This window comes from Marinobacterium rhizophilum DSM 18822, from assembly GCF_000378045.1.
GTDB lineage: Bacteria > Pseudomonadota > Gammaproteobacteria > Pseudomonadales > Balneatricaceae > Marinobacterium_A > Marinobacterium_A rhizophilum.
Map to the genome: position 1 here is coordinate 44,107 of NZ_KB899107.1, position 23,112 is coordinate 67,218.

The following is a 23,112-nucleotide window of genomic DNA, read 5'->3' on the forward strand; positions in this document are numbered from 1 at the left end:
AATCGCTAATCCAATCTGGTTCTGCGGGACACGCTAGTATACCCGATTTTGTTGATCAAAATATCACCCATACGACTGACCGCCGCGGCACTGTTCAGACCCGGCACCAGGCTCGCCAGCTGCGTCATCGCCATGCCGGCATATCCGCACGGATTGATGCGCAGGAAGGGCTCCATGTCCATGTCCAGGTTCAGTGCCAGGCCATGGAAGGAGCAGCCACGGCGTACCCGCAGACCCAGCGAGCAGATCTTGGCATCGCTGACATAGACACCCGGAGCATCCGGCTTGGGGTAGGCTTGCACACCATATTCGGCCAGCAGCTCGACCACGCTCTGTTCCATCAGATCCACCAGATCACGCACCCCAAGGCTTTTGCGGCGCAGATTCAGCAGCAGATAGACCACCAGCTGACCGGGCCCATGGTAAGTCACCTGGCCGCCACGATCGGCCTGGACCACCGGTATGTCACCCGCGTTGAGGACATGCTCGGCCTTGCCGGCCTGGCCCTGAGTAAATACGGGCGCATGCTCCAGCAGCCAGATTTCATCCGGCGTCTGGTCATCACGACAGTTGGTAAAATCCTGCATTCGCTGCCAGGTGGAATCGTAGGGAACCTGACCCAGACTGCGCAGTACCAGTGTGTCTGACACCGCCATCAAATGACGATCTTGACGCGGCCCGAGGACTTCAGGTCCTGGTGCAGCCGTTCGAGCTGATCAACTCCGGTGGCCGTAATGCAAAAGCGCACGGACTGAAAAGTCCCTTCACGGCTGTCCTGCACCGTGACGGTCGTGATGTCGAAATCGGGCGCATGAACCTGCACGGTTTCAATGACATAGGCACGAAAGTCGTCACTGTTAACCCCAATCACCTTGATCGGGTAATCAGGACAGGGGAATTCGATTTTTGGGGGTTGCTGTTCGCTCATAGTTCACTCTCCCCCGTCATCAGCTGATGCTGATACCGGGCCAACAATTCAAACATGCGGGCCCAAACGGGCCCCTTTTTGCCATCGCCGATGAGGCGGTCATCCACCCTTGTCACCGGCAGCACGCCGCGGGTCGAACTGGAAATCCAGACCTCATCGGCATTCATCAGGGTATCGTAATCAATATCCACTTCCTGGTACTGCATGCCGTTCACATCAGCCAGTCCCAGTACCAGCTCCCGAGTGATGCCGCCCAGAATCTCGGAGCTGCGCTTGGGCGTATAGATAACCCCCTGGCGCACTACAAACAGATTGCAGGAGGTACCTTCTGTCAGCACACCGTCGCGCAACAGCAGGGCTTCATCGGCCTGATGATCCCGAGCCTGCTGCAGCACCAGAATGTTGGGCAACAATCCGGTGGACTTGATATCGCAGCGATGCCAACGCAGATCCGCCGTCACTATGGCGCTGAGCTCCTGCACCTCTTCGGCGGATACCGCCGCAAAGTCGCGCACCGGGGCACAGCAGGCAAAGACCGTGGGCGTGAGGCTGGCATCGTAGCTGTGGCTGCGGCTGCCGCTGTCGCCGCGCGTCACCTGCAGATAAACCGACAGGTTGCCACCGCCATTGCGCGCCACCAGCTCGTCCATGACCGCGGCCCAGTCGGTATGCGCCTGAATGCGTACCGCCCGCAGGCTGTGTTCCAGTCGAGTGATATGCTCCTGCAACCGGAATCCGATACCGCGGAAATACGGCACCACCTCGTAAACACTGTCACCGAACAGAAAACCGCGGTCGAAAGGTGAAATCATTGCCTCTTGCGAGGGCATGAACTGACCCTTGAGATATACGATATTCATCAGTGCCGGCTCCTCTCCACCCGCCTGGCATCAGCACGGGGGTCAGTAGGTACTTACTGTAAAGGTCTAGCAGACTGCTAGCCAATCAGGCTAAGAAAGAACAGCAGGATGCTATGCCAGATACGTTTTAGCAGGCCACCCTCGGCAATGTCTTCAAGTGCCACCAGCGGCACTTCGCGTACCGTTGCGCCATTGAGCGTCACGCGAACACTGCCATATTCGTGCCCCTGCACCACTGGCGCCTCGATCACGCGATCAACATCCAGGGCCGCTTCCAGCTGATCGGTCTGCCCTCGGGGCACGGTCACCGCCAGCGACTCAGCCAGGCCCAGACGCACTTCGCTACCCTGACCACCCCAGACAGTCGCAGTATTCAGCGGTGTGCCGCCATCATACAGCTTGTGGGTGCGGTAGTAGCGGAACGCATAGGCCAGCATTTTCTGGGTTTCCTGAGCCCGCGCCTCTTCACTGGAGGTACCCAGCACCACGCTGATCAAACGCATGTCATCGCGCTTGGCCGAAGCCACCAGGCAATAGCCCGCTTCTTCGGTGTGGCCGGTTTTCAGGCCGTCAACCGAATCGTCCCGCCACAGCAGACGGTTGCGGTTAGGCTGGCGAATCTCATTGTAGGTGAAGTACTTTTCGGAATAGATCGGATAGTTTTCCGGGAACTGGCGAATGATGGCCCGTGCCAGGATCGCCAGGTCGCGCGCCGTGGACATGTGCTGATCCGCCGGCAAACCGGTGGCATTGCGGAAATAGGTGTTTTTCATGCCCAGCAGGCCGGCATGCTGGTTCATCAGGTCGGCGAAGGCGGATTCGCTGCCGGCGATATGCTCTGCCACGGCAACCGAGGCATCGTTACCCGACTGGATAATGATGCCCTGCAGCAGATCGATCAGCTTGACCTGAGTACCTTCACGCACGAACATGCGCGAGCCTTCTGTACGCCATGCCTTTTCACTGATCAGGACCAGGTCATCCTTGGATATGTTGCCCTTGGCCAGCTCGTACTCAACGATATAGGCGGTCATCATCTTGGTCAGGCTGGCCGGGGCAAACTGCTCGTCTTCCTTGTTGGAGAGCAGAATCTCGCCCGTTTCGGCATCCATCACCAGATAGGACGTGGCTGCAATCTGGGGTGATGCCGGTATCAGCTCAGCCGGCGACAACGTCGGGGCCGCATTGAGCGTGGGGGTCTGGTTCAGGGTCGGCGTTTCGGCCTGTACGGGGCCGGCCATGAGAAGTGAACAGAGGAAAAAGCCGCATAGTCGGGCGTATATCGGTCGTTGAGCCATGATTCTCATTATCAGTCTGCGGGAAAGTGGGTGCCGGGTAGACGTCATCGGGGACTAAAAGTTCTACTCTACTCAGGCGATCAGGGTAAGTCCACCGGCCGGGCCGCCGCGTAACCGGCATCGGCCAGCTCACGCATCAGGCGCGCTTCGGTTTCGCTGTCAGGCACGGGCCCCAGTTGAACACGGTACAGGGTCTGGCCTTGCTGGATTACCGGAGAAACCCTCAGATTGAGGCCGGCTGAAAGCTGTCCAAGTCGCTGTTCGATACGCTCGATCGCAGAACGATCAGAGAACGCGCCCAGCTGCAGGTAGCGTCCGGGACCCGCGGCGCCTTGCTTGTCGGCAGCAACGGCAGGCGCCGCTGCCAGGATTGCGCGCGGATCCAGTGCTTCCAGCGAAACTCGGGCCGTGCCTTTTCCCAACATGCCCAGCCGCGAGGCGGCCGCGTAGGACAGATCGATCACCCGCCCTTCATGAAAAGGGCCGCGATCATTCACCCGCACGACCACCTGACGACCATTATCCTGATTGGTGACCCGCACGTAGCTCGGCAGCGGCAACGACTTGTGGGCGGCAGTCATGCCGTACATGTCGTAGATTTCACCGTTGGAAGTTTCGTAGCCATGAAACTTGCGACCGTACCAGGATGCAGTCCCCTTCTCCTTGTAGCCCAGCGCAGAGTCGAGAATATGATAACGCTGCCCCAGCACCTCGTAGGGACTGCGGTTTCCTGCAAGGCTTTTAGGCTCAAGACGGGGCACGGCATCAGGCACCTTGGATACATCGACCGCATCCAGTGGCGCCTTGTCGTGTTTCATTGAGTAACGTCCGGCATTGGCTTCAGGCGCGACAGTGCCGTCCGCGCCATCGTTTTGCTTTACCGTGGAGGCACAGCCGGCCAGCAGCGCCAGCAACAATGCCAGAGGTGCGCGTACTGTTCGGAAGATCACCCCTGCTTGCTCCCCCGGTAAGCCGCACCGATCATCTGGCTCAGTTCGTGTACCGCCATGCCATAGAGCCGGCTGTGGTTGTAGCGCGTGATGACATAGAAGTTATGCAGGCCGAAGCGGTATTCATCACCCTCGGCTGTTTCGAGTTGCATCAGGGTCGCCTTCTGGGCCGGATCCAGCCCCCTATGCGTGTTGATCCCCCGCTCAGCCCACTGCGCCAGTGTGACTTCAGGCTCCAGGCCCGCATTAAACCAGCCGGCATCTGCCGTGCCGTTGATCACCACGTTGCTGATCACAGGCTCATCCTGTTTCCAGCCATGGCGGGCAAAGTAATTGGCGACACTGCCGATGGCATCATCGGGGTTGCTCCAGATATCGCGCTTATTGTCACCGTCAAAATCTACCGCATAGGCACGATAGCTTGATGGAATGAACTGGCCGTACCCCATCGCGCCGGCATAGGATCCCTTGAGCGACAGCGGATCAACCTGTTCCTCCTGCACCAGCTGCACGTACTCTTTCAACTGCCCGCGGAAAAAGGCGCCGCGTTTGGGGTAGTCGAATCCCAGGGTCGCCAGTGCATCGATCACGCGATAGCTGCCGGTAATGCGTCCATAGCGGGTTTCGACACCGATAATGGCGACGATGACCTCGGCCGGCACACCGAATTCCTGCTCGGCCCGGGCCAGGGTATCGGCGTGCTCACGCCAGAACTGGATACCCTGGTCGATGCGTTTCTGTTCAATAAAGATCTTGCGGTACTCACCCCAGGTCAGGCGCTTTTCCGCCGGACGCGAAATGGCCTTGAGAATGGATTCCTGACGCTGCGCCTGGTCCAGCAGGTTCACCAGATAAGCGCGATCCACCCCTTCGGCCACCATTTCATCAATCAGCGACTGCGCCTCGGCATGCTGAGAATAACCGTTGCCCAGATCCGCAGCAGTCACCTTCTCTGCAGCTGCGTCCTTGCTGACATGACCAACCGCCGTTGATGCACAGCCAGTCTGTAATACCAGTGCCAGTGAAACCAACGCGGGAACCAAAATCTTTTGCATACTAAATCCCTGTTTAACGACGCAGCATCTGCCGATGGGTATGAACCGACATCATAATGCCGAACCCTGCCATCAGCGTCACAATAGAGGTACCGCCATAACTGATCAAGGGCAGCGGCACACCAACCACCGGCAGCAGTCCGCTGACCATGCCGATGTTTACAAATACATACACAAAGAACGTCAGAATAATACTGCCCGCTACAAGGCGACCAAAACTGTCCGGTGCCCTGCTGGCCATGATCAGGCCACGGCCGATGACCAGCAGGTACAGAAACAGCAGTACCAATACACCGATCAGGCCGAGTTCTTCGGCAATGACCGCGATAATGAAGTCGGTGTGGGACTCAGGCAAAAAGTCCAGCTGCGACTGAGTGCCTGCCATGTAGCCCTTGCCCCAGACTCCACCCGAGCCAATCGCGGTCTTGGACTGGATTATATTCCAGCCACTGCCCAGCGGATCACTTTCGGGGTCCAGAAAAGTAAGTACCCGCTGACGCTGATAGTCTTTCATGACCATCCAGAGCCCCGGCAGGGCAGCACCGGCAGCCAGCATGGCGGCAAACACATAGCGCCACAGGATGCCCGACAGCAGCAGTACAAAGATGCCGGAGGCAGCAATCAGCAGCGAGGTGCCCAGGTCCGGCTGTTTCATGATCATGACCGACGGTATGCCCAACAGCACCAGCGAGACCACAATATGCACCGGTCGCGGCGGTAACGGCCGGCTCGACAGATACCAGGCAATCATCAGCGGCAGGACCAGCTTGGTGATTTCCGAAGGCTGAAACCGAAACCCCGGCAGCGCCAGCCAGCGCTGCGCCCCCTTGGCCCCCACCCCCACCAGCAGCACCGCCAGCAGCAATAACACACTGGCCGCGAAAATCCAGGGCGCCCAGCGCGCCAGCAGGCGCGGATTCACCTGGGCCAGCGCTATCAGCACGAACAGGCCCGCCCCCATGCGAAGCGCCTGCCGACTCACATAGCCGACGTCCTGCCCAGAGGCGCTATAGAGCACAAACAGGCCAAAACCACACAGCAGCAACAGGAACAGCAGCATCCAGGCATCGAGATGGGTATAAGACCACCAGCCCGGCCGGGTCGCCAGATGCTGACCGGATTCAGGCATGGTGCGCTGAAAGTCACGCAGGCTCATCGCGATATCTCCATTTCCTGAATGACATCTTCGGCCATTGGATCGGCACTGGGAACGATCGTCTCAGGACTCATCGTGAAATCTCCACTTCCTGGACCGCCGTTTCGTCTATCGGTTCAGCGCTCGGATCAATGCCCAGCAGCCAGGCGTCCATCACCCGACGGGCGGATCCTGGGTGTAGCCGCCGCTGCGAAACGATCGTCTCAGGACTCATCGTGAAATCTCCACTTCCTGAACCACCGTTTCATCAATCGGTTCAGCGCTCGGATCGATGCCCAGCAGCCAGGCATCCATCACCTGGCGGGCGATCGGAGCCGCCGTACTGGAGCCGCCGCCACCGTTTTCCACCACCACGGCAACAGCAATCTGCGGATCGTCGGCCGGCGCGAATGCCAGGAAGAGTGCATGGTCGCGATTGCGCTCCGACAGTTTGGAGGCATCGTAGCGTTCATCCTGCTTGATGCCCACGACCTGCGCCGTACCGGTTTTGCCCGCAATGATATAGCTCGAGTCCTTCCCCGCCTTGCGCGCGGTCCCACGCTCACCGTGCATCACATCCACCATGCCCTTGATCACCTGCTGCCAATAGGCATCGGACTTGACGTTTACATCAGGCGGTACCGGCTCGGCATCCGCCAGTTGCGGCATGGTAATACTGATCTCACCGCCCTCGGCCACCGTGCGCACCCCCTGCAAAAGCTTGGGCTGCACCCACTTGCCGCGATTTGCCAAAACCGTCGCAGCGGTTGCCAGTTGCAGCGGCGTTGCAACAAGAAATCCCTGACCAATACTGAGATTGACCGAATCACCGGGATACCAGGGGCGCTTGCGGGCCTCGCGCTTCCATTCCTTGGACGGCAGCACCGCGGGTACCGCTTCCGGCAGATCCAGGCTGGTAACCTGCCCAAAGCCAAAGCGGCCCAGGTAGTCGGACATGCGATCCACACCCATGCGATAGCCCACATCGTAGAACCAGACGTCACAAGATTGTGCCATGGCCAGATTCAGATCCACCCGGCCATGGCCGCCGCGTTTCCAGTCGCGATAGCGCCGACCGCCCTGACTGAGGGTAAAAAAGCCGGGGTCCCACACCGAATGGCTCGGCGAGACGGTACCCGAATCCAGCGCCGCCAGTGCAATCACCGGCTTGATGGTGGAACCCGGCGGATAACCGCCACGCAGCGCGCGGTTAAACAGCGGCAGGTCGGGCGAGTCCCGCAGCGCACTGTAATCGGTCGTCGAGATACCGGTGACGAAGAGGTTGGGGTCATAACCCGGCTCGCTCACCAGCGCCAGAATGCCTCCCGTCTTGGGATCGATCGCCACAACCGACGCACGGCGCCCATCGATCAGCCGTTCGGTAATCTGCTGCAGGCGCAGATCCAGGCTCAATACCAGGTCATCCCCCGGTACCGGATCGACACGTTCGAGCACGCGCAATACACGGCCGCGGGCATTGGTCTCGACCTTCTGAAAGCCCACTCGACCATGCAGTTGCGGCTCATAGAATTTTTCGATGCCCAGCTTGCCGATGTAGTGGGTCGCCGCGTAGTTGTTGGCCTCGACCCGCTGCAGTTCAGCCTCGTTGATACGCCCGACATAGCCCATCGCATGTACCACGGCCTCACCGTAGGGGTAATAGCGAATCAGATCGGCTTCGACCTGAATCCCCGGCAATCGGTGATAGTTGACGGCAATGCGGGCAATCTCGGGTTCAGTGAGGCGAAAGCGTACCGGTACCGTTTCAAAGGGGCGACGCCGCTGACGGTAACGCTTGTGGAAACGCTCCAGTTCCGACTCGGTGATGGGAATCAGCTGCTGCAGAATATCAAGCGTGCCCTCGAGATCCCGCACTTCTTCCTTGAGCACCGTCACGCTGTAACTGGGGCGGTTGTCCGCCAGCAGTACACCGTTGCGGTCATAAATCAGCCCGCGAGTGGGCGCCACCGGCTGCAGATGCACCCGGTTGTCTTCCGACATCGCGGCATAACGGTCGTACTCCACCACCTGGAGGAAATAGAGTCGTCCAACCAGTACCGCCACCAGCGTAAGCACCAGCGCGAAGGCCAGCGTTGCCCGAACACCAAAGGTGCGGCTTTCCTGGCTGTAATCCTTGAAGCGTTCGAAGGCCATGAAATCGCTATTTGTGGTAGGGGTGACCCTGCAAAATGGTACAGGCGCGGTACAGCTGCTCTGCCAGCAGCACCCGCACCAGCGGGTGAGGCAATGTCAACGCCGACAGCGACCAGCGCTGATCAGCCGCGGCACTGCAACGGGCGTCCAGGCCGTCCGGACCACCGATCAGCAACGAGACGTTACGACCTTCCATGCGCCAGCCTTCCATGTTCGCTGCCAGCTGTTCGGTCGACCAGTTGCGCCCCTCCACCTCCAGCGCCACCACCAGATCTCCCTTGGGGATGGCTGCGAGCATCTGATCGCCCTCCTGGCGCTTGGCCCGGGCGAGATCCGCGCCCTTGCCACGGTGACCCAGGGGCAGCTCCACCAGTTCCAATGTCAGATCCGCCGGCAACCGCTTGGCATACTCGTCGTAGCCCTGGGTTACCCAGCCTGGCATCTTGCCGCCAATGGCAATCAGGCGTACTTTCATCGCCGTTACTCTGCCGCCTGGGCCGTGTCAAAGCTCCACAGACGTTCCAGATCGTAGAAGCTGCGGGCATCGGGCATCATGACGTGGACGACAACATCGCCCAGATCCACCAGTACCCAGTCACCCACCGTCTGACCTTCGGTACCCAGCGGCATCACACCCGCTTCTTTCGCCTTCTCGATCACTTCCTGGGAGATGGAGTTCACATGGCGGTGAGAGGTTCCGCTGGCGATCAGCATGAAGTCTGTAACACTGGACTTGCCCTGCACATCAAGCAGCACGATATCTTTGGCTTTCATATCTTCCAGCGCGGTTTGCGCCAGTGTGACCAGTTGATCAATCCGCATCTTGGGTTAACTATCCTCTTCAATCACGTAAAGTTTGTGTTGTTGCATGTAGTGCCAGACGGGGTCCGGACACAGATAACGGGGTGATAGCCCCTTCGCCACCAGCTGGCGAATTTGGGTGGCCGAGATACTCAGCGGCGTAAGTTCGTGCATCAGCACACGGCCACAGGGCGATCCCAGCACGGTTTCAAGCGAACGGGTTTCGTGGACACGGCGAAAATTGCGCATCCGCTCATCCGGCTCATAGACATAACCCGGCCGACACACCACGATGATGTGACAGCAGTCAGTCAGTTGTTCCCAGCCATGCCAGCTGGGCAGTCCGAGGTAGGCGTCCATCCCCAACACCATGCACAGCGGCCGGTCCGGCCCGATCTCGGCCCGTAGCGACTGCAGTGTCAGCAGACTGTAGGAGGGTTTTTCCGACAGCACCTCGCGCGCATCCACACACAGGGCCGGCTCATGCTCCACCGCAAGGCGCACCATGGCCAGGCGCTGTTCCGGCGAGCAGCCAGGCTGCTCACGGTGCACCGGGGTGTTCGAGGGAATCAGGCAGACCTGCTCGACGCCCATCCACTGCTGGATCTCCAGCGCAGTGCGCAGGTGACCGTTGTGTACGGGGTCGAAGGTACCGCCCATGAAAACCAGGGCCTCGTTGGACCGGCTGCTACTCATGTCCGCTTAAGTACGGATATGACCATCACCCAGCACCACGTATTTCTGCGATGTCAGCCCTTCCAGACCGACCGGGCCGCGGGCATGAATCTTGTCGGTGGAAATGCCGATTTCGGCTCCCAGGCCGTACTCGAAACCGTCGGCAAAACGGGTCGACGCATTGACCATCACGGAACTTGAATCCACTTCACGCAGGAAGCGGCGAGCCTTGGTGTAGTTTTCCGTCACGATCGCATCGGTATGGTGCGAACCATACCGGTTGATATGGCTGATGGCCTCATCCATGCCATCCAGCACACGGATTGACAGGATGGGCGCCAGGTATTCGGTAGACCAGTCTTCTTCGGTCGCCGCCAGGATCTGGGGCAGCAGCGCGCAGGTACGCTCACAGCCACGCAGCTCCACACCGGCCTGCTCGTAGGCACCGGCCAGCTCGCGCAGCACGTCGGAAGCCACGCTGCTGTCAACCAGCAGGGTTTCCATGGTATTGCAGGTACCATAGCGGTGCGTCTTGGCATTGATGGCGATATTGATGGCCTTGGAGGTGTCCGCGTCGCTGTCGATATAGACATGGCAGATACCGTCCAGATGCTTGATCACCGGCACCCGTGCATCGCGGCTGACCCGCTCGATCAGGCCCTTGCCGCCGCGCGGTACGATCACGTCGACATACTCGGGCATGGTAATCAGCTGGCCCACGGCGGCGCGATCGGTCGTTTCGACCACCTGCACCGCGGTTTGCGGCAGGCCGGCACGCTGCAGACCGGCGGCGATACATGCCGCAATCGCCTGGTTTGAATGGATAGACTCGGAGCCGCCGCGCAGAATGGCGGCATTACCGGATTTCAGGCACAGGCTCGCCGCCTCGACCGTCACATTGGGACGCGACTCATAGATGATGCCGATCACACCCAGCGGCACGCGCATCTTGCCGATCTGTATGCCACTGGGGCGGTAGTTCATGTCGGTAATGCCACCAATCGGATCCGCCAGGGTCGCCACCTGACGCAGGCCCTCGATCATGGTATCGATGCGTGCCGGCGTCAGCTCAAGACGGTCCAGCATGGCCGCGTCCAGACCACTGGCCCGACCACTCTCCAGATCCTGGCGATTCGCGCTGACCAGGGTATCGCGCCCCGCTTCGATGGCCTCGGCCATATACAGCAACGCCCTGTTCTTGATGCCGGTTTCAGCGCGTGCCATCAGTCGTGACGCCTCGCGTGCACGCTGACCCAGCTCGATCATGTATGACTCTACGTTCATGCCCTGCCCTTAGCTCCGGTCGTTAACCTGCGCATTATACCGTCCGGAACCCGGTTGTTGCATGAAGGATTTCACTTTTGCTGCAAGGCACCGTATCCGCGGGCGCAGCTTGCGTATTAAATGGCCTGTGTGGGCACTGCAACATCCAGTCCGGCAACACTGTGCCGGCTACTGTTGAGCTGTTATGATCGGTTTCGTCCAATGTCCACGCTTCCTCGGATACCCCAGCCCACTATGTCCGCAGTCCAGCACCACATCACCGCCATTCCGTCCCCATTGCGTCGTCGCCTGCTGCTGCAACTGGCCATGATCCTGACCTGTGGTCTGCTGCTCAGCAGCGGCTATCTGTGGTTCGGCGCCAGCCAGGACGCCCGGGTGCAGACCATCGACGCCGGCGACAAGCTGATGCGCCAGTCCGCCGTCTTGCTGCAGCCACTGCTGCTGGCCGACGACCGTGTCAGCCTGAACTACCTGCTGAACGAACTGGGCGACCAGCCCGAAGTCCGCGGCATCGCACTGTACAACCAGACCAACGAGCTGGTCGCCCGCAGCGGCGAGACCGAAGGCCCGCTGGAGCGCGAGTTGATACTGGAACGCGAGCAGCAATCACTCGGGCGCATGCTGTTCTGGCTCGACCCGGCGCCTGCCCGGGCACAGCGCCTAGCGCAACTCATTCTGGTGGCATCGCTCTGGATCGCAAGCGCCCTGGCAGCACTCCTGACCCTGGCCGTGGCACTGAATGCACGCCCGGCACCGCAACCGGACGCACAGGACCCGAACGAGACAGTGCCGCTTGACGCCGAATCCGGCGACACTGCGCAATACGACGAGGTTCTGGCGGATAGCGCTCAGGCAGAAACACGCCAGGCAGAAGACAGCCTGTCCGAAGACCCGGATTCGAGCGAGGCGATGCAGCGAGAACGTGCGTTCGAAGAAGACACGCAGGACGACGATGAGTTCGATCAGGAAGATGATCAGGACAACGCGAAAGACAGGCACGCGCCGCGGGAAGAGTCCGGTTTCGAGGGGCTCCTCGACCTGTTACGCCCCGTCAAGCAACGCCTGATGCCCCGTTTCACGCCCTCGGTGCCGCAGCAGGACGATACCGACCGCTCGCACGAGCCCAGCTTTATCGATGAAGCCCTGGAGTTTGACGATGATGACAGCACGCCTGTCGAACCACCGCGGCCGAGCGCGCCCAACCCGCTGCGCGAGCGCGCCGAAACCCAGTTGGGCCTTTACAGTTTCGAGCACGAACTGGAACTGATTCTGGCGCCACACGAGGCCCGCTACCTGTTGCTGGTGGACGCCGCCAGCGGCCATGCAGAGTATGTAGGTGCAGATGAGCGCGCCGACCTACTGGCGCAGTACAGCCAGTGTGCCCAGCAGATCGCCGAGATCTACAGTGGCGAAATCGAGCCCCAGGACAATGGCGACCTGCACATCTGGTTCCGCGAGCCCACCGACGATGATGCCCATGGCGCCAATGCACTCTGTGCTGCCAAGTTGTTCGCCCTGCTGTACCGGGCCTTTAATCAACGCCGCATCCGCAACTTCCTGCCGGTACTGAATCTGCATATCGCGCTGGTACGGGGGAACGTCAATACGCCATCCCTGATGCTGGAAGAAGCCCAGTTCCTGACCCGCAGCACCCAGAGCAATGAACTGATCAGCCACACAGCGCTGACCGAAGTGCCGGATCTCAAGGACAACTTGCTGGAGCACGCCGACATCAGGCGCGAAGACGAAGACAAGGTACTGATACATCGCCTGAGCGAGGATTACGAGGAGCTGCTGGAACGACAGGCCAGCCATCTGGTCAGCAAGTTCGACTAGCGGGAATTCAGGAGCGCTGACAACGGCGTGTCGTCGGCGCTCTGGCAGAGGGGCTGCTAGCCGGCGCCCTCCACATCCAGCCGGTCAACCCGCTGATAGCCCCGTGGCAGCTTGTTGCCGCGACGGCCCCGCTCTCCCCGGTAGTGATCCAGCTCCGCCGCCTTCAGCTTCAGATGCTGACGCCCGGCATGCACCACCAGGGTGGTATCCGGATCCAGCGTCACCAGGGCGGTCAGATACTCTTCCCGCGCCTTGGCCCTGGCGCCCGGAATGTTGATGATTTTGTTGCCCTTGCCGCGCGCCAGTTCGGGCAGATCGGCTACCGGGAAGACCAGCAGTCTGCCTTCATTGGTCACCGCCGCAAGCAGATCCCGCGCCACGTCCTTCACCAGAATCGGTGCCAGCGTCAGGCTGGCCTCCGGCAGCGTCAGCGCCGCCTTGCCATTCTTGGTCTTGCTGCTCAGATCCGACACCTTGGCGACAAAGCCATAGCCCGCATCCGAGGCCAGCAGTACCCGGTCATTATCCTGCCCCGAAATCATGCCTTCGATGGTTGCGCCCTTGGGCAGGGACAGATGACTGGTCACTGGCTCTCCCTGTCCCCTCGCCGAGGGCAGGGTATGGGTATCCAGGGTATAACTGCGCCCGGTTGAATCGAACAGCAGCGTGGGCTGGTTCATGCGCCCGGCACAGGCCAGCTTGAAACTGTCACCGGACTTGTAGCTCAGGCCTTCGGCATCGATCTCATGCCCCTTGGCGGCACGAATCCAGCCCTGCTTGGAAATAACCACCGTGACAGGGTCGGCACTGAGCAGATCCTTTTCACTGAACGCCTGGGCTTCATCGCGTTGCACGATCGGCGAGCGGCGGTCATCGCCATAGGTTTTGGCGTCTTCTTTCAACTCGTCCTTGATCAGCTTGCGCAGCCGGGAATCGGACCCCAGGATTTCTTCGATACGCTTGCGTTCAGCTTCCAGCTCGTCCTGCTCAGCGCGGATCTTGAACTCTTCGAGCTTGGCCAGGTGGCGCAGCTTGAGTTCCAGAATCGCCTCAGCCTGGCGCTCACTGATATTGAAGCGGCGGATCATCTCGGCCTTGGGTTCCTCCTCGTAGCGGATAATGGCGATGACCTCGTCGATATTGAGGTACGCGATCATCAGGCCTTCAAGCAGGTGCAGCCGGTCCATCACCTTGTCGAGACGGTACTGCAACCGGCGGCGCACCACCTGGGTCCGCCAGCTGAGCCACTCGGTCAGGATCTGGCGCAGATCCTTCACCTGCGGCCGGCCATCAATGCCGATCATGTTGAGGTTAACGCGGTAGCTGCGCTCCAGATCGGTGGATGCAAACAGGTGCGCCATCAACTGATCGATATCAACGCGATTGGAGCGCGGAATGATCACCAGCCGGGTCGGATTTTCGTGATCCGACTCATCACGCAGATCCGCCACCATCGGCAGCTTCTTGGCCTGCATCTGTGCGGCGATCTGCTCCAGAATCTTGGCGCCAGAGACCTGGTGCGGCAACGACGTAATTACAATTTCGCCCTGTTCGCGAATATAGACCGCGCGCATGCGCACCGAGCCACGGCCGGTTTCATACAGTTTGCGCAGTTCATGCGCCGGCGTGACGATCTCGGCATCCGTGGGCATGTCGGGCCCCGGAATGAATTCGCACAGCGACTGCACATCCGCCGTCGGATGATCCAGCAGATGCAGGCACGCCTGGGTGACTTCGCGCAGGTTGTGTGGCGGAATATCGGTCGCCATGCCCACGGCAATGCCGGTGGTGCCATTGAGCAGCACGTTGGGCAGGCGCGCCGGCAGCACGGCGGGCTCCTGCAAGGTGGCATCGAAGTTGGGCAGCCAGTCGACGGTCCCCTGGCCGAGTTCGCGCAGCAGCACCTCGGCATAGGGTGCCAGGCGCGATTCGGTATAACGCATGGCGGCAAAGGACTTGGGATCGTCGGGGGAGCCCCAGTTGCCCTGGCCGTCGACCAGCGGGTAACGGTAACTGAATGGCTGCGCCATCAGCACCATGGCTTCGTAGCACGCCGAATCGCCGTGGGGATGGAACTTGCCCAAAACGTCGCCCACGGTACGGGCCGACTTCTTGTATTTGGCGGTCGCCTTGAGACCCAGTTCCGACATGGCATAGACGATGCGGCGCTGCACCGGTTTCATGCCATCGCCGATATGGGGCAACGCCCGGTCGAGAATGACGTACATGGAATAATCCAAATACGCCTTTTCGCTGAAGTCTTTCAGCGAGAGCCGCTCGACGCCGTTTTCAAAGGTGGTTTCTGTACTCATTACTTCATTCCGTCAGTGCATCAGATACCGCAGCCCATGCTCAGATATCAGCCAGGTTGCCCTTGACCTCGAGCCAGCTCTTGCGATCCGGCGAGCGTTTCTTGGCCAGCAGCATGTCCATGGTTGCATCGGTGTCGTCGTCCGCTGCAATGGTGAGCTGCACCAGACGGCGGGTGTCCGGCGCCATGGTGGTTTCGCGCAACTGCAGCGGGTTCATCTCACCCAGTCCCTTGAAGCGCTGCACGCCGATCTTGGCGTTTTTGCGCTCAGCACGGATGCGTTCGACGATGCCGTTCTTTTCGTCCTCGTCCAGCGCATAGAAGACTTCCTTGGCGACGTCGATGCGAAACAGTGGTGGCATGGCCACATAGATGTGACCGGCGGCCACCAGCGGACGAAAATGCCGCACGAAGAGTGCACACAACAACGTGGCGATATGCAGTCCATCGGAGTCGGCGTCGGCCAGGATGCAGACTTTGCCGTAACGCAGACCCTCGAGGTTATTCGAGCCAGGCTCTACGCCCACGGCGACCGAAATATCATGGATTTCCTGCGATGCCAGCACTTCGCCGGAATCCACCTCCCAGGTGTTCAGAATCTTGCCGCGCAGCGGCATGATGGCCTGGAACTCGCGGTCCCGCGCCTGCTTGGCCGAACCGCCGGCCGAATCCCCTTCCACCAGAAACAGCTCGGACTGCATCGTGTCACCACCGGAACAGTCCGCCAGCTTGCCGGGCAGCGCCGGGCCCTGGGTGACTTTCTTGCGCACCACCTTCTTGTTGGAACGCAGCCGGCGCTGGGCGTTGCTGATCACCAGTTCCGCCAGCTGCTCGCCCTCCTCCACGTGACGGTTCAGCCAGAGCGAGAAGGCATCCTTGATGGCACCGGAGATAAAGGCGGCAATCTTGCGTGACGACAGCCGTTCCTTGGTCTGGCCGGCAAACTGCGGGTCCCGCATCTTGGCCGACAGGATATAGCAGCAACGCTCCCAGACATCGTCGGCGCTGAGTTTGACGCCACGGGGCAGCAGGTTGCGGAACTCGCAGAACTCGCGCATGGCCTCGAGCAGACCGGTGCGCAGGCCGTTCACGTGGGTACCGCCCTGGGCCGTGGGAATCAGGTTGACGTAACTTTCGCCCACCATGTCGCCACCCTCGGCCAGCCACTGCACGGCCCATTCCACGGCATCCTCATCACCGGTCAGGCTGCCGCTGAACGGTTCTGCCGGCAGTGCCTCGAACACCTGGGTCGAGCCCTTGAGGTAGGCCACCAGGCCATCTTCGTAATACCATTCGTCCTTCTCGGCCTTGGCATCGCCCTGGTCGACAAAGGTGACGCGCAGCCCCGGGCAGAGCACCGCCTTGGCCCGCAGTACATGCTTGAGCCGCGGCACGCTGAATTTCGGGCTGTCGAAGTATTTGGGGTCCGGAAAAAAGCGCAAGCTGGTGCCGGTGTTGCGCTTGCCGCAGCTGTCCACCACCTCGAGCTCGGAGACCTTGTCACCGTCGGCAAAGCCAATGCGGTAGACATTGCCGTCGCGCTTGACCTGCACCTCGAGCAGCTTGGACAGCGCATTCACCACCGACACACCCACGCCGTGCAGACCGCCGGAATACTGGTAGTTGTCGTTGTTGAACTTGCCGCCCGAATGCAGCCGGGTGAGTATCAGCTCAACGCCACTGACCCGCTCCTCGGGGTGGATATCCACCGGCATGCCACGGCCGTCATCGCTCACGGTCATGGAACCGTCCTTGTGCAGGACAACATCAATCTGTTTGGCGTGGCCGGCCAGCGCTTCATCGACGGAGTTGTCGATAACCTCCTGAGCCAGATGGTTGGGACGATCGGTTTCGGTATACATGCCCGGCCGGCGTTTTACCGGGTCCAGGCCACTGAGGACTTCAATCGCCTCGGCTGTGTATTGTGTCGCCATCGGTTGCGGATTCCTGTCAATGCGATAGCTGAGTGAAGGGTAAAGCGACGGGCTCGGGTAACTCGATGCGTCCGGTCGCAAATGCGAGAATCGCCGGCAGCAGGTCCTCAAAACGATCAAAACCATGACTGCCGCCTGGCTGTACAAACTGCACAGCGCCTGCATAACGGGCCAGTGCCTCGCGATAGTCCAGGGTTTCATCCCCGGTCTGCTGCAGCAGCAAGTAACGCTCGAGACCCTGTAACTCATCGCAGACCAGCGCCTGCAACTGCGCAAGGTGCTGTGGCGTCAACTGGTAGTGTTCGTGGGTGTACAGGTTCTCGTTTTCGCCGAGCCATTCGGCCAGCAGTACCTGGGGTGAAACCGCCGGGTTCACCAGTACGCAGCGACAATGCGCGTGTTTTTCCACCAGCGCGGTGCTGTAAAAGCCGCCCAGGGAACTGCCCACCAGCAGCACGGGTTGCTGCGGATCGGCGACCAGCGCCTCGAGCTGAGCCATGGCCTCGGCGGGCCAGTGCGACAGGGCCGGCACACTGTAGTGCGATGCCAGACCCAGGCGATCAAGGTATTCACCCAGGATACGGGCCTTGATTGACGCGGGGGAACTGTTAAAGCCGTGCACATAGATAAAATGGGTCTGCGTCATCCCCGCTCCTTGCTAAAACTGCATGGCGGAACCATACCGGAGGGACCTAGCGGACGCAATCGAGCGCTGCAACGCGTATCAGCTGGGAATTGATCTGGCCGGCATCGCCCAGTTCGTAATAACGATACCCCGGCCGCGCCAGCACGGCATCGGTTTCGAGCTGGAAGCTGTCACAACCCGCCTCGAACTGCACCGCGGTCGACGGTGCGGCAAACAGCTGTACCGGTCCACGCTGCAGATGCTGCTGTTGGTGCACATGGCCGAATATGATCCCACGTACCTGTGCACAGGAGTCCACGATGCTCCAGAACTGCGCTGCATTTCCCAGCATAATGGCATCCTGCCAGGCACTGCCGAGCGCCAGCGGGTTATGATGCAGGGCAATAAACACCCAGCGCGAACCGGCGCCGGCCAGGCCCTGTTCAAGCCACACCAGTTCGGCATCCGCCAGACTGCCGCCACCGCGTCCATCGGGATGACTGCTGGAATCCAGCAGCAGAATACGCCAGTGCTCAGTATCGATCAGCCGGCAGCCAAGTGAAGGCTCCTGCGCCTCAACTGCTCGCATGGACGCCGCGACATCGTGATTGCCAGGCAGCCAGCAGCGTTGCCGGGCCAGACCCTCAACCTGTTCCAGCAGGCGGCTGTACGCATCTGGCGCGCCATGGTGGGTCAGGTCACCGGTCAGCAGCAGGCAGTCGACGCCGGCAAAACGCCGGCGCGCATCGTCGGCCACAGCTTGCAAGTGACACAGGGGGTCTATGCCACGGAACAGGCCGCCGGGCTCGGGACTCAGGTGGCAGTCACTGAACTGCAGTAACCGAAAGGGCATTTCAGACAAAGACGGGCTCATTGTGGTGACCATGGTTCAGGCAATGATTCAGCCACTCGCCGAGGTAACCGTTAAGCTGCGCCTTTTCATCGGGATGATGCATGTCACGGTTGGGGTACCCATAGACGCCGGACAGCTGACGCCGGCTCTTCAGGCAGATCACCTCCGCCATGGTGGCATCGTGATAAAGCCGCACGACCAGTGTCGGCGTCGCCAGCCAGCTCGATCCGCCGTCGTGCAGCTGCTTGACCAGCACCGTGGTGGTGTAGGCGAAGCGCTCCTCCACCTCGAGACGCACCACGACCTGATGCGCCTGCCAGTACACCTGGAATTCGCGGTGGTCGCAGACATCCAGGTCCGGTAGCAGTTTCATCATGCGCGCGTAATTGGCCTCACACTGGGCCATCTGACGCGACAGGTCGGGTACATACTTGCGTTTCATGAAGTCTCCGGTTGAACCCACTGTTGTTCAAGTCGCGGGCTGTGCATTTGCAGCCATTGTATCGCAATGATCGCCGGTGCGTTATCGATCACCCCGTCCTGCACCAGTGCGCAGGCGTCATCCAGCGACAGCACATGCACCAGAATATCCTCACCCTCTTCTGCGAGGCCATGTACACCGCCGGCACTGCCCGCATCCACCCGGGCACAGAGCAGGTCGATATACTCGCGAACAGCGCCTGGACTGGGCGTAAAACGGCTGATGGATTCAATTTCGCCCAGCTGCAAGTCTGCTTCCTCCACCGCTTCACGCCGCGCCACATCCTCGACACTTTCGCCCGGTTCCACCAGGCCCGCCACCAGTTCCAGCTGCCAGGGGCCGCGCGGATGATCCAGCGTGCCAACACGAAATTGTTCGATCAGCACCACGCAACGCAACACAGGGTCATAGGGCAGCACACAGACCGCATCGCGACGCCGGTACAGCTCTCGCCCGATAGTGGCCTCGCCGCCCAGGAAACAGCGATGTGTCACTGTTACGCGGTCCAGGTTGAAAAAGCCATGATGCAGCGCTTCGTCGGCCCGGATATCAAAATCCGAGGCGCCGAAACGGGGTTTCCAGCCGCTAGCCATGTCTGCCCTCTCGATGCAAAACGCACACTATAGCAGAGATAATCACGGCCGCCGGAGTGGCCGCACTCAGTGGATGCAGTGGGAATAAAGATGCTTTGCGAAAATTGGCGGACTCCCCGGGGGCGGATTGCCCGGGGTCAGTCTGTCAGCTCAACATCCAGCAGGCGCAGCAACGATTCCAGCGATTCCGGGCGCCCAAGCAGGTAACCCTGCCCCATCTCACAGCGATTCTCGCGCAGAAACGCCAGCTGTTCCGGGGTTTCAATACCCTCGGCCACCACCTTGAGCCCCAGCTTGTGGGCCATGGCGATAACCGCAGCGGCGATCTCCATGTCATTGACATCATGCGGAATGTCACGCACGAAGGATGCATCGACCTTGAGCTGGTCCAGTGGCAACTGCTTCAGGTAGCTCAGCGACGAATAACCGGTACCGAAGTCATCGATGGACAGCGTCACACCCAGCGCCTTGAGAGCTCCCAGAATTTCCAGTACACGGTTGATATCATCCATAATCATGGACTCGGTAATCTCGAACTCCAGATAGCGTGCTTCAAGCCCGCTGTTCTGCAGTGCAAGGCGTACCGTATTCAGCAAATTCGGGTCACGGAACTGTCGCAGTGACAGGTTCACGGCCACCTTGACCTCATGCCCCTGCTCAACCAGGTGCGCGCCAGACCGACACGCTTCATGAATCACCCAGTTGCCCAGTGGCACAATCAGTCCCAGCTCTTCAGCCACCGGAACAAACTCGGCCGGCGAGATCCAGCCCCGGTCGGTGTGGTGCCAACGGATCAGCGCCTCCATGCCCACCAGCTGCAAGCCGCCCAGCAGATTCCACTGCGGCTGGTACGCCAGACTGAAGTGGCCCTCGTCCAGCGCGAAACGCAACTCGGCTTCCATCTGTGCCCGGCGCATGACTTCCTCGTTCATCTCGCGGGTGAAGAACTGATAGTTATTGCGTCCCTGGCGCTTGGCGCGGTACATCGCAAGGTCCGCGTTTTTCATCAATACAGACCAGGTATCACCGTCATCCGGTGCCAGCGTGATACCGATACTGAAGGTGATCATCACCTCGTGACCCGCCACAGCAATGGGTTCGAGCAGGGTATCCAGCAATTTTTCCGCCACCCGCTTGGCCTGCGCCAGACCGGTCATCTGGGGCAGAAGAATAATGAATTCATCGCCCCCGAGGCGGGCGATATTATCGGTCTCGCGCAATGTGACCCGCAGCAGACCCGCAATCGCCTGCAACAACCTGTCACCGACATCATGGCCGAGGGTATCGTTAATCTGCTTGAAATTATCGAGATCCAGGTAGAACACCGCCAGCTGCTGTCCGGTACGGCGCACCTTGCGCAGCTCCTGGTCGAGCTGTTCGCGAAACAGGCGCCGGTTGCCCAGCTGGGTAAGGGGATCGTAGAAGGCGAGTTGCTCGATCTGCGCCTGGGAATGCTTCTGGGTGGAGATGTCCTCGCTGATGCCGATGAAGTGGGTGACGCTGCCGTCCTCATCCAGAATGGGTGACACTGACAGTGCCGACCAATACAGCTCGCCCGACTTGCGCCGATTGCGTATCTCTCCGTGCCAGTCCTGCCCCGCCAGCAGCGTCTGCCACATGGTGCGGTACAGCTCGACATCCGTCTCGCCTGATTTCAACAGAGAGGGACGCTGCAACAGCACCTCCTCGACGCTGTAGCCGGTGACGTCGCAAAACTCTTCATTCACGTATTCGATGATGCCACTGGCGTCGGTAATCACGACCATGCTCGAGCTTTGCTCCACCGCCCGAGACAGCTTGCGCAACTGCTCCTCCCGCCGGCTCCGCTCCACCGCAAGGCTCACCAGCCGGGCGGTCTGCTCCAGCAGCTTGATCTGGGCCGAGGAGGGTCCGCCGGCATCGGCTGAATACAGACAGAAGGTGCCCAGCACGTCACCCTGGCTGCCAAACACGGGTTCCGACCAGCAGGCGACGATATTTGCCCGTTTTATGATGTCGGCAAAGGGTTGGAAATAGGGATGCCCGCGCGCATCCTCGATGATCACACGCGTTGCGGTGGCGACAGCCGTTCCACAGCCCCCTGCGCCCTCTGCCGCCACGATTCCGTCAGCAGCCTCACAAAAGTAGTCCGGCAGCGAGGGGGCTGCGGTGCACCGCAGCAAGCGGTCCTTGTCCAGCAGCATGATTGAACAGAGCAGCCCCGGGTACGCCCGCTCCACGGTTTTAACCAGACGCTCCAGCACAAGACTCAGGGCAAGACCGCGCAACAGGCAGTCCAGCGTCATGTTCTGCAGTTGCGTGATGACCTCTTCCTGGCGCTGTGCGGTAATGTCACTGCCGATGACCAGCAAGGCCGGTTCCTGTGATCCCTGCGCTGGCAGGCGGGTACGCAGAAAGCTCACCAGACGCGGCCGATGACCGGCACCGTGCACCCAGTCTTCGCCCCGAAAAATGCCATCGACCCTTAAGGCATGACGGTCCTGTTCGGCAATCCTTAGCCCATCCGCCGCCGAGAACACCTCGCTACTGGTTTTCCCGATCAGCGCCGTGTGGCTCAAGCCGGTGAAGCTGACGAAGGCACGGTTACAGTCCAGGAACTGGCCGCGGGCATTCTTGATGCAGGCAGGCTCCGGGAGTGCATCGAAAACTGCGTGGTAACGCTGCTGGCCGGCTTCCTGTTCGCGCAGGCGCGCTTGCAGCAGCCAGCAACGATAGCAGATGCCGCACAGCCCCAGCAGGGCCAGCGCAAGCAGAGCGAGGAGTGAGACCAATAGAGGTACGGGGTGCTGCAGCAGGTCATCCAGGCTGGCTGCCATTGACGCTGGCGACCAGAGCATCAGCGCGATGACCCACACCAGGGCTGTCCCCGGGTACGGCATTCGCCTTCGCGCGACACACGCAGACCCCTTGCCCCATGGTGCTGACATCAATGTCTCCTGACTGAATCTGCCCTTCTAAAGAGCCCCTCAACCCCGGTGCTAGGATGCACAGACAGGGCAAGCTGCCGCAGCCCGATAGACAGCAGATTCTATCCCTGATTAAGCCACCCTGCACACATCCTGCATGATGTTAGCGCGTACCGCAAACCCGCCTGTGTGAGCCGCCCAAAACCGTGCCTGGCGGCATGCAGGCCAGGCGCCATTACAGCTTGCAGGCACCACCTGCACAGTCGTCGAAATCCATGTTGTCCAGCTCTTCCCGCTCAGCCTGGGCCTGGCTCAAACGCTGCAGCAACTCACCTTCTGCACCCGCCCCCGCTTCGACTCCAGCCCTGGCAAACACCGCCAGCAAGGTATTGAGTTCATTCAGTGTCAGATCATTCATTCCCGTATTTCCTTC

At 60.4% G+C, this 23,112-nt stretch carries 22 protein-coding genes; 1 reads left to right on the top strand and 21 read right to left on the bottom strand.

Going from position 1 to position 23,112, the window contains the following annotated elements; translation table 11 throughout:
- Positions 1-5: 5 nt before the first annotated feature.
- From lipB to F451_RS0118420, 13 genes are all read right to left on the bottom strand, one after another.
- Complete coding sequence (gene lipB, locus F451_RS0118360; protein WP_020682874.1) at positions 6-656, bottom strand: lipoyl(octanoyl) transferase LipB; 651 nt, start codon at positions 654-656, stop codon at positions 6-8.
- Positions 656-928, bottom strand: a complete 273-nt coding sequence (locus tag F451_RS0118365; protein ID WP_020682875.1) for a YbeD family protein — start codon at positions 926-928, stop codon at positions 656-658. The genes lipB and F451_RS0118365 overlap by 1 nt, the downstream gene beginning before the upstream one ends.
- Positions 925-1,788: an aminotransferase class IV gene (locus tag F451_RS0118370; RefSeq protein WP_020682876.1), complete on the bottom strand. Its 864-nt coding sequence runs from the start codon at positions 1,786-1,788 to the stop codon at positions 925-927. Before F451_RS0118370 ends, F451_RS0118365 begins: the two co-directional genes overlap by 4 nt.
- 77 nt (positions 1,789-1,865) lie before the next feature.
- Positions 1,866-3,029, bottom strand: a complete 1,164-nt coding sequence (locus tag F451_RS0118375; protein ID WP_020682877.1) for a D-alanyl-D-alanine carboxypeptidase family protein — start codon at positions 3,027-3,029, stop codon at positions 1,866-1,868.
- A 137-nt stretch (positions 3,030-3,166) separates the two neighbouring features.
- A complete protein-coding gene (locus F451_RS0118380; RefSeq protein ID WP_169434538.1) occupies positions 3,167-4,036 on the bottom strand; it encodes a septal ring lytic transglycosylase RlpA family protein in 870 nt (289 codons plus the stop codon).
- Positions 4,033-5,091 carry a lytic murein transglycosylase B gene (mltB, locus tag F451_RS0118385; RefSeq protein ID WP_020682879.1) on the bottom strand — a complete coding sequence of 353 codons (1,059 nt, stop codon included), beginning with the start codon at positions 5,089-5,091 and terminating at the stop codon, positions 4,033-4,035. The genes F451_RS0118380 and mltB overlap by 4 nt, the downstream gene beginning before the upstream one ends.
- 13 nt (positions 5,092-5,104) lie before the next feature.
- A complete protein-coding gene (gene rodA / locus F451_RS0118390; RefSeq protein ID WP_020682880.1) occupies positions 5,105-6,247 on the bottom strand; it encodes a rod shape-determining protein RodA in 1,143 nt (380 codons plus the stop codon).
- Positions 6,248-6,317: 70 nt separating this feature from the next.
- On the bottom strand, positions 6,318-6,461 hold the full coding sequence (locus tag F451_RS27850; RefSeq protein WP_156826552.1) for a hypothetical protein: 144 nt from the start codon (positions 6,459-6,461) through the stop codon (positions 6,318-6,320).
- Complete coding sequence (gene mrdA / locus F451_RS0118400; RefSeq protein ID WP_020682881.1) at positions 6,458-8,380, bottom strand: penicillin-binding protein 2; 1,923 nt, start codon at positions 8,378-8,380, stop codon at positions 6,458-6,460. Before mrdA ends, F451_RS27850 begins: the two co-directional genes overlap by 4 nt.
- Before the next feature lie 7 nt (positions 8,381-8,387).
- Positions 8,388-8,855 (bottom strand): 23S rRNA (pseudouridine(1915)-N(3))-methyltransferase RlmH, encoded by a 468-nt coding sequence (rlmH, locus tag F451_RS0118405; protein ID WP_020682882.1) that lies wholly within the window; start codon positions 8,853-8,855, stop codon positions 8,388-8,390.
- A gap of 5 nt (positions 8,856-8,860) precedes the next feature.
- Complete coding sequence (gene rsfS / locus F451_RS0118410; protein WP_020682883.1) at positions 8,861-9,202, bottom strand: ribosome silencing factor; 342 nt, start codon at positions 9,200-9,202, stop codon at positions 8,861-8,863.
- Positions 9,203-9,208: 6 nt separating this feature from the next.
- Positions 9,209-9,877 (bottom strand): nicotinate-nucleotide adenylyltransferase, encoded by a 669-nt coding sequence (gene nadD / locus F451_RS0118415; RefSeq protein WP_020682884.1) that lies wholly within the window; start codon positions 9,875-9,877, stop codon positions 9,209-9,211.
- Positions 9,878-9,883: 6 nt separating this feature from the next.
- Complete coding sequence (locus tag F451_RS0118420; protein ID WP_026291876.1) at positions 9,884-11,140, bottom strand: glutamate-5-semialdehyde dehydrogenase; 1,257 nt, start codon at positions 11,138-11,140, stop codon at positions 9,884-9,886.
- Between the two features lie 234 nt (positions 11,141-11,374).
- Here F451_RS0118420 and F451_RS26895 point away from each other — a divergent pair, with 234 nt between their 5' ends.
- On the top strand, positions 11,375-12,976 hold the full coding sequence (locus F451_RS26895) for a hypothetical protein (RefSeq protein ID WP_020682886.1): 1,602 nt from the start codon (positions 11,375-11,377) through the stop codon (positions 12,974-12,976).
- 56 nt (positions 12,977-13,032) lie between these two features.
- Here F451_RS26895 and parC read toward each other — a convergent pair whose 3' ends face one another.
- From parC to F451_RS0118465, 8 genes are all read right to left on the bottom strand, one after another.
- Positions 13,033-15,288 carry a DNA topoisomerase IV subunit A gene (parC, locus tag F451_RS0118430; RefSeq protein WP_020682887.1) on the bottom strand — a complete coding sequence of 752 codons (2,256 nt, stop codon included), beginning with the start codon at positions 15,286-15,288 and terminating at the stop codon, positions 13,033-13,035.
- Positions 15,289-15,328: 40 nt separating this feature from the next.
- The gene (gene parE / locus F451_RS0118435; RefSeq protein ID WP_020682888.1) at positions 15,329-17,221 is read right to left on the bottom strand and encodes a DNA topoisomerase IV subunit B; all 1,893 of its coding nucleotides are present in this window, start codon (positions 17,219-17,221) and stop codon (positions 15,329-15,331) included.
- A 16-nt stretch (positions 17,222-17,237) separates the two neighbouring features.
- The gene (locus F451_RS0118440) at positions 17,238-17,867 is read right to left on the bottom strand and encodes a YqiA/YcfP family alpha/beta fold hydrolase (RefSeq protein ID WP_020682889.1); all 630 of its coding nucleotides are present in this window, start codon (positions 17,865-17,867) and stop codon (positions 17,238-17,240) included.
- 46 nt (positions 17,868-17,913) lie between these two features.
- Positions 17,914-18,720 (bottom strand): metallophosphoesterase, encoded by an 807-nt coding sequence (locus tag F451_RS0118445; protein ID WP_026291877.1) that lies wholly within the window; start codon positions 18,718-18,720, stop codon positions 17,914-17,916.
- Complete coding sequence (locus tag F451_RS0118450; RefSeq protein WP_020682891.1) at positions 18,701-19,141, bottom strand: DUF1249 domain-containing protein; 441 nt, start codon at positions 19,139-19,141, stop codon at positions 18,701-18,703. The genes F451_RS0118445 and F451_RS0118450 overlap by 20 nt, the downstream gene beginning before the upstream one ends.
- Positions 19,138-19,773 (bottom strand): NUDIX domain-containing protein, encoded by a 636-nt coding sequence (locus F451_RS0118455; RefSeq protein WP_020682892.1) that lies wholly within the window; start codon positions 19,771-19,773, stop codon positions 19,138-19,140. Before F451_RS0118455 ends, F451_RS0118450 begins: the two co-directional genes overlap by 4 nt.
- A 137-nt stretch (positions 19,774-19,910) precedes the next feature.
- On the bottom strand, positions 19,911-22,700 hold the full coding sequence (locus tag F451_RS26000) for a sensor domain-containing protein (protein ID WP_083928483.1): 2,790 nt from the start codon (positions 22,698-22,700) through the stop codon (positions 19,911-19,913).
- A gap of 214 nt (positions 22,701-22,914) precedes the next feature.
- Positions 22,915-23,097, bottom strand: a complete 183-nt coding sequence (locus F451_RS0118465) for a hypothetical protein (RefSeq protein WP_020682894.1) — start codon at positions 23,095-23,097, stop codon at positions 22,915-22,917.
- Positions 23,098-23,112 lie beyond the last annotated feature (15 nt).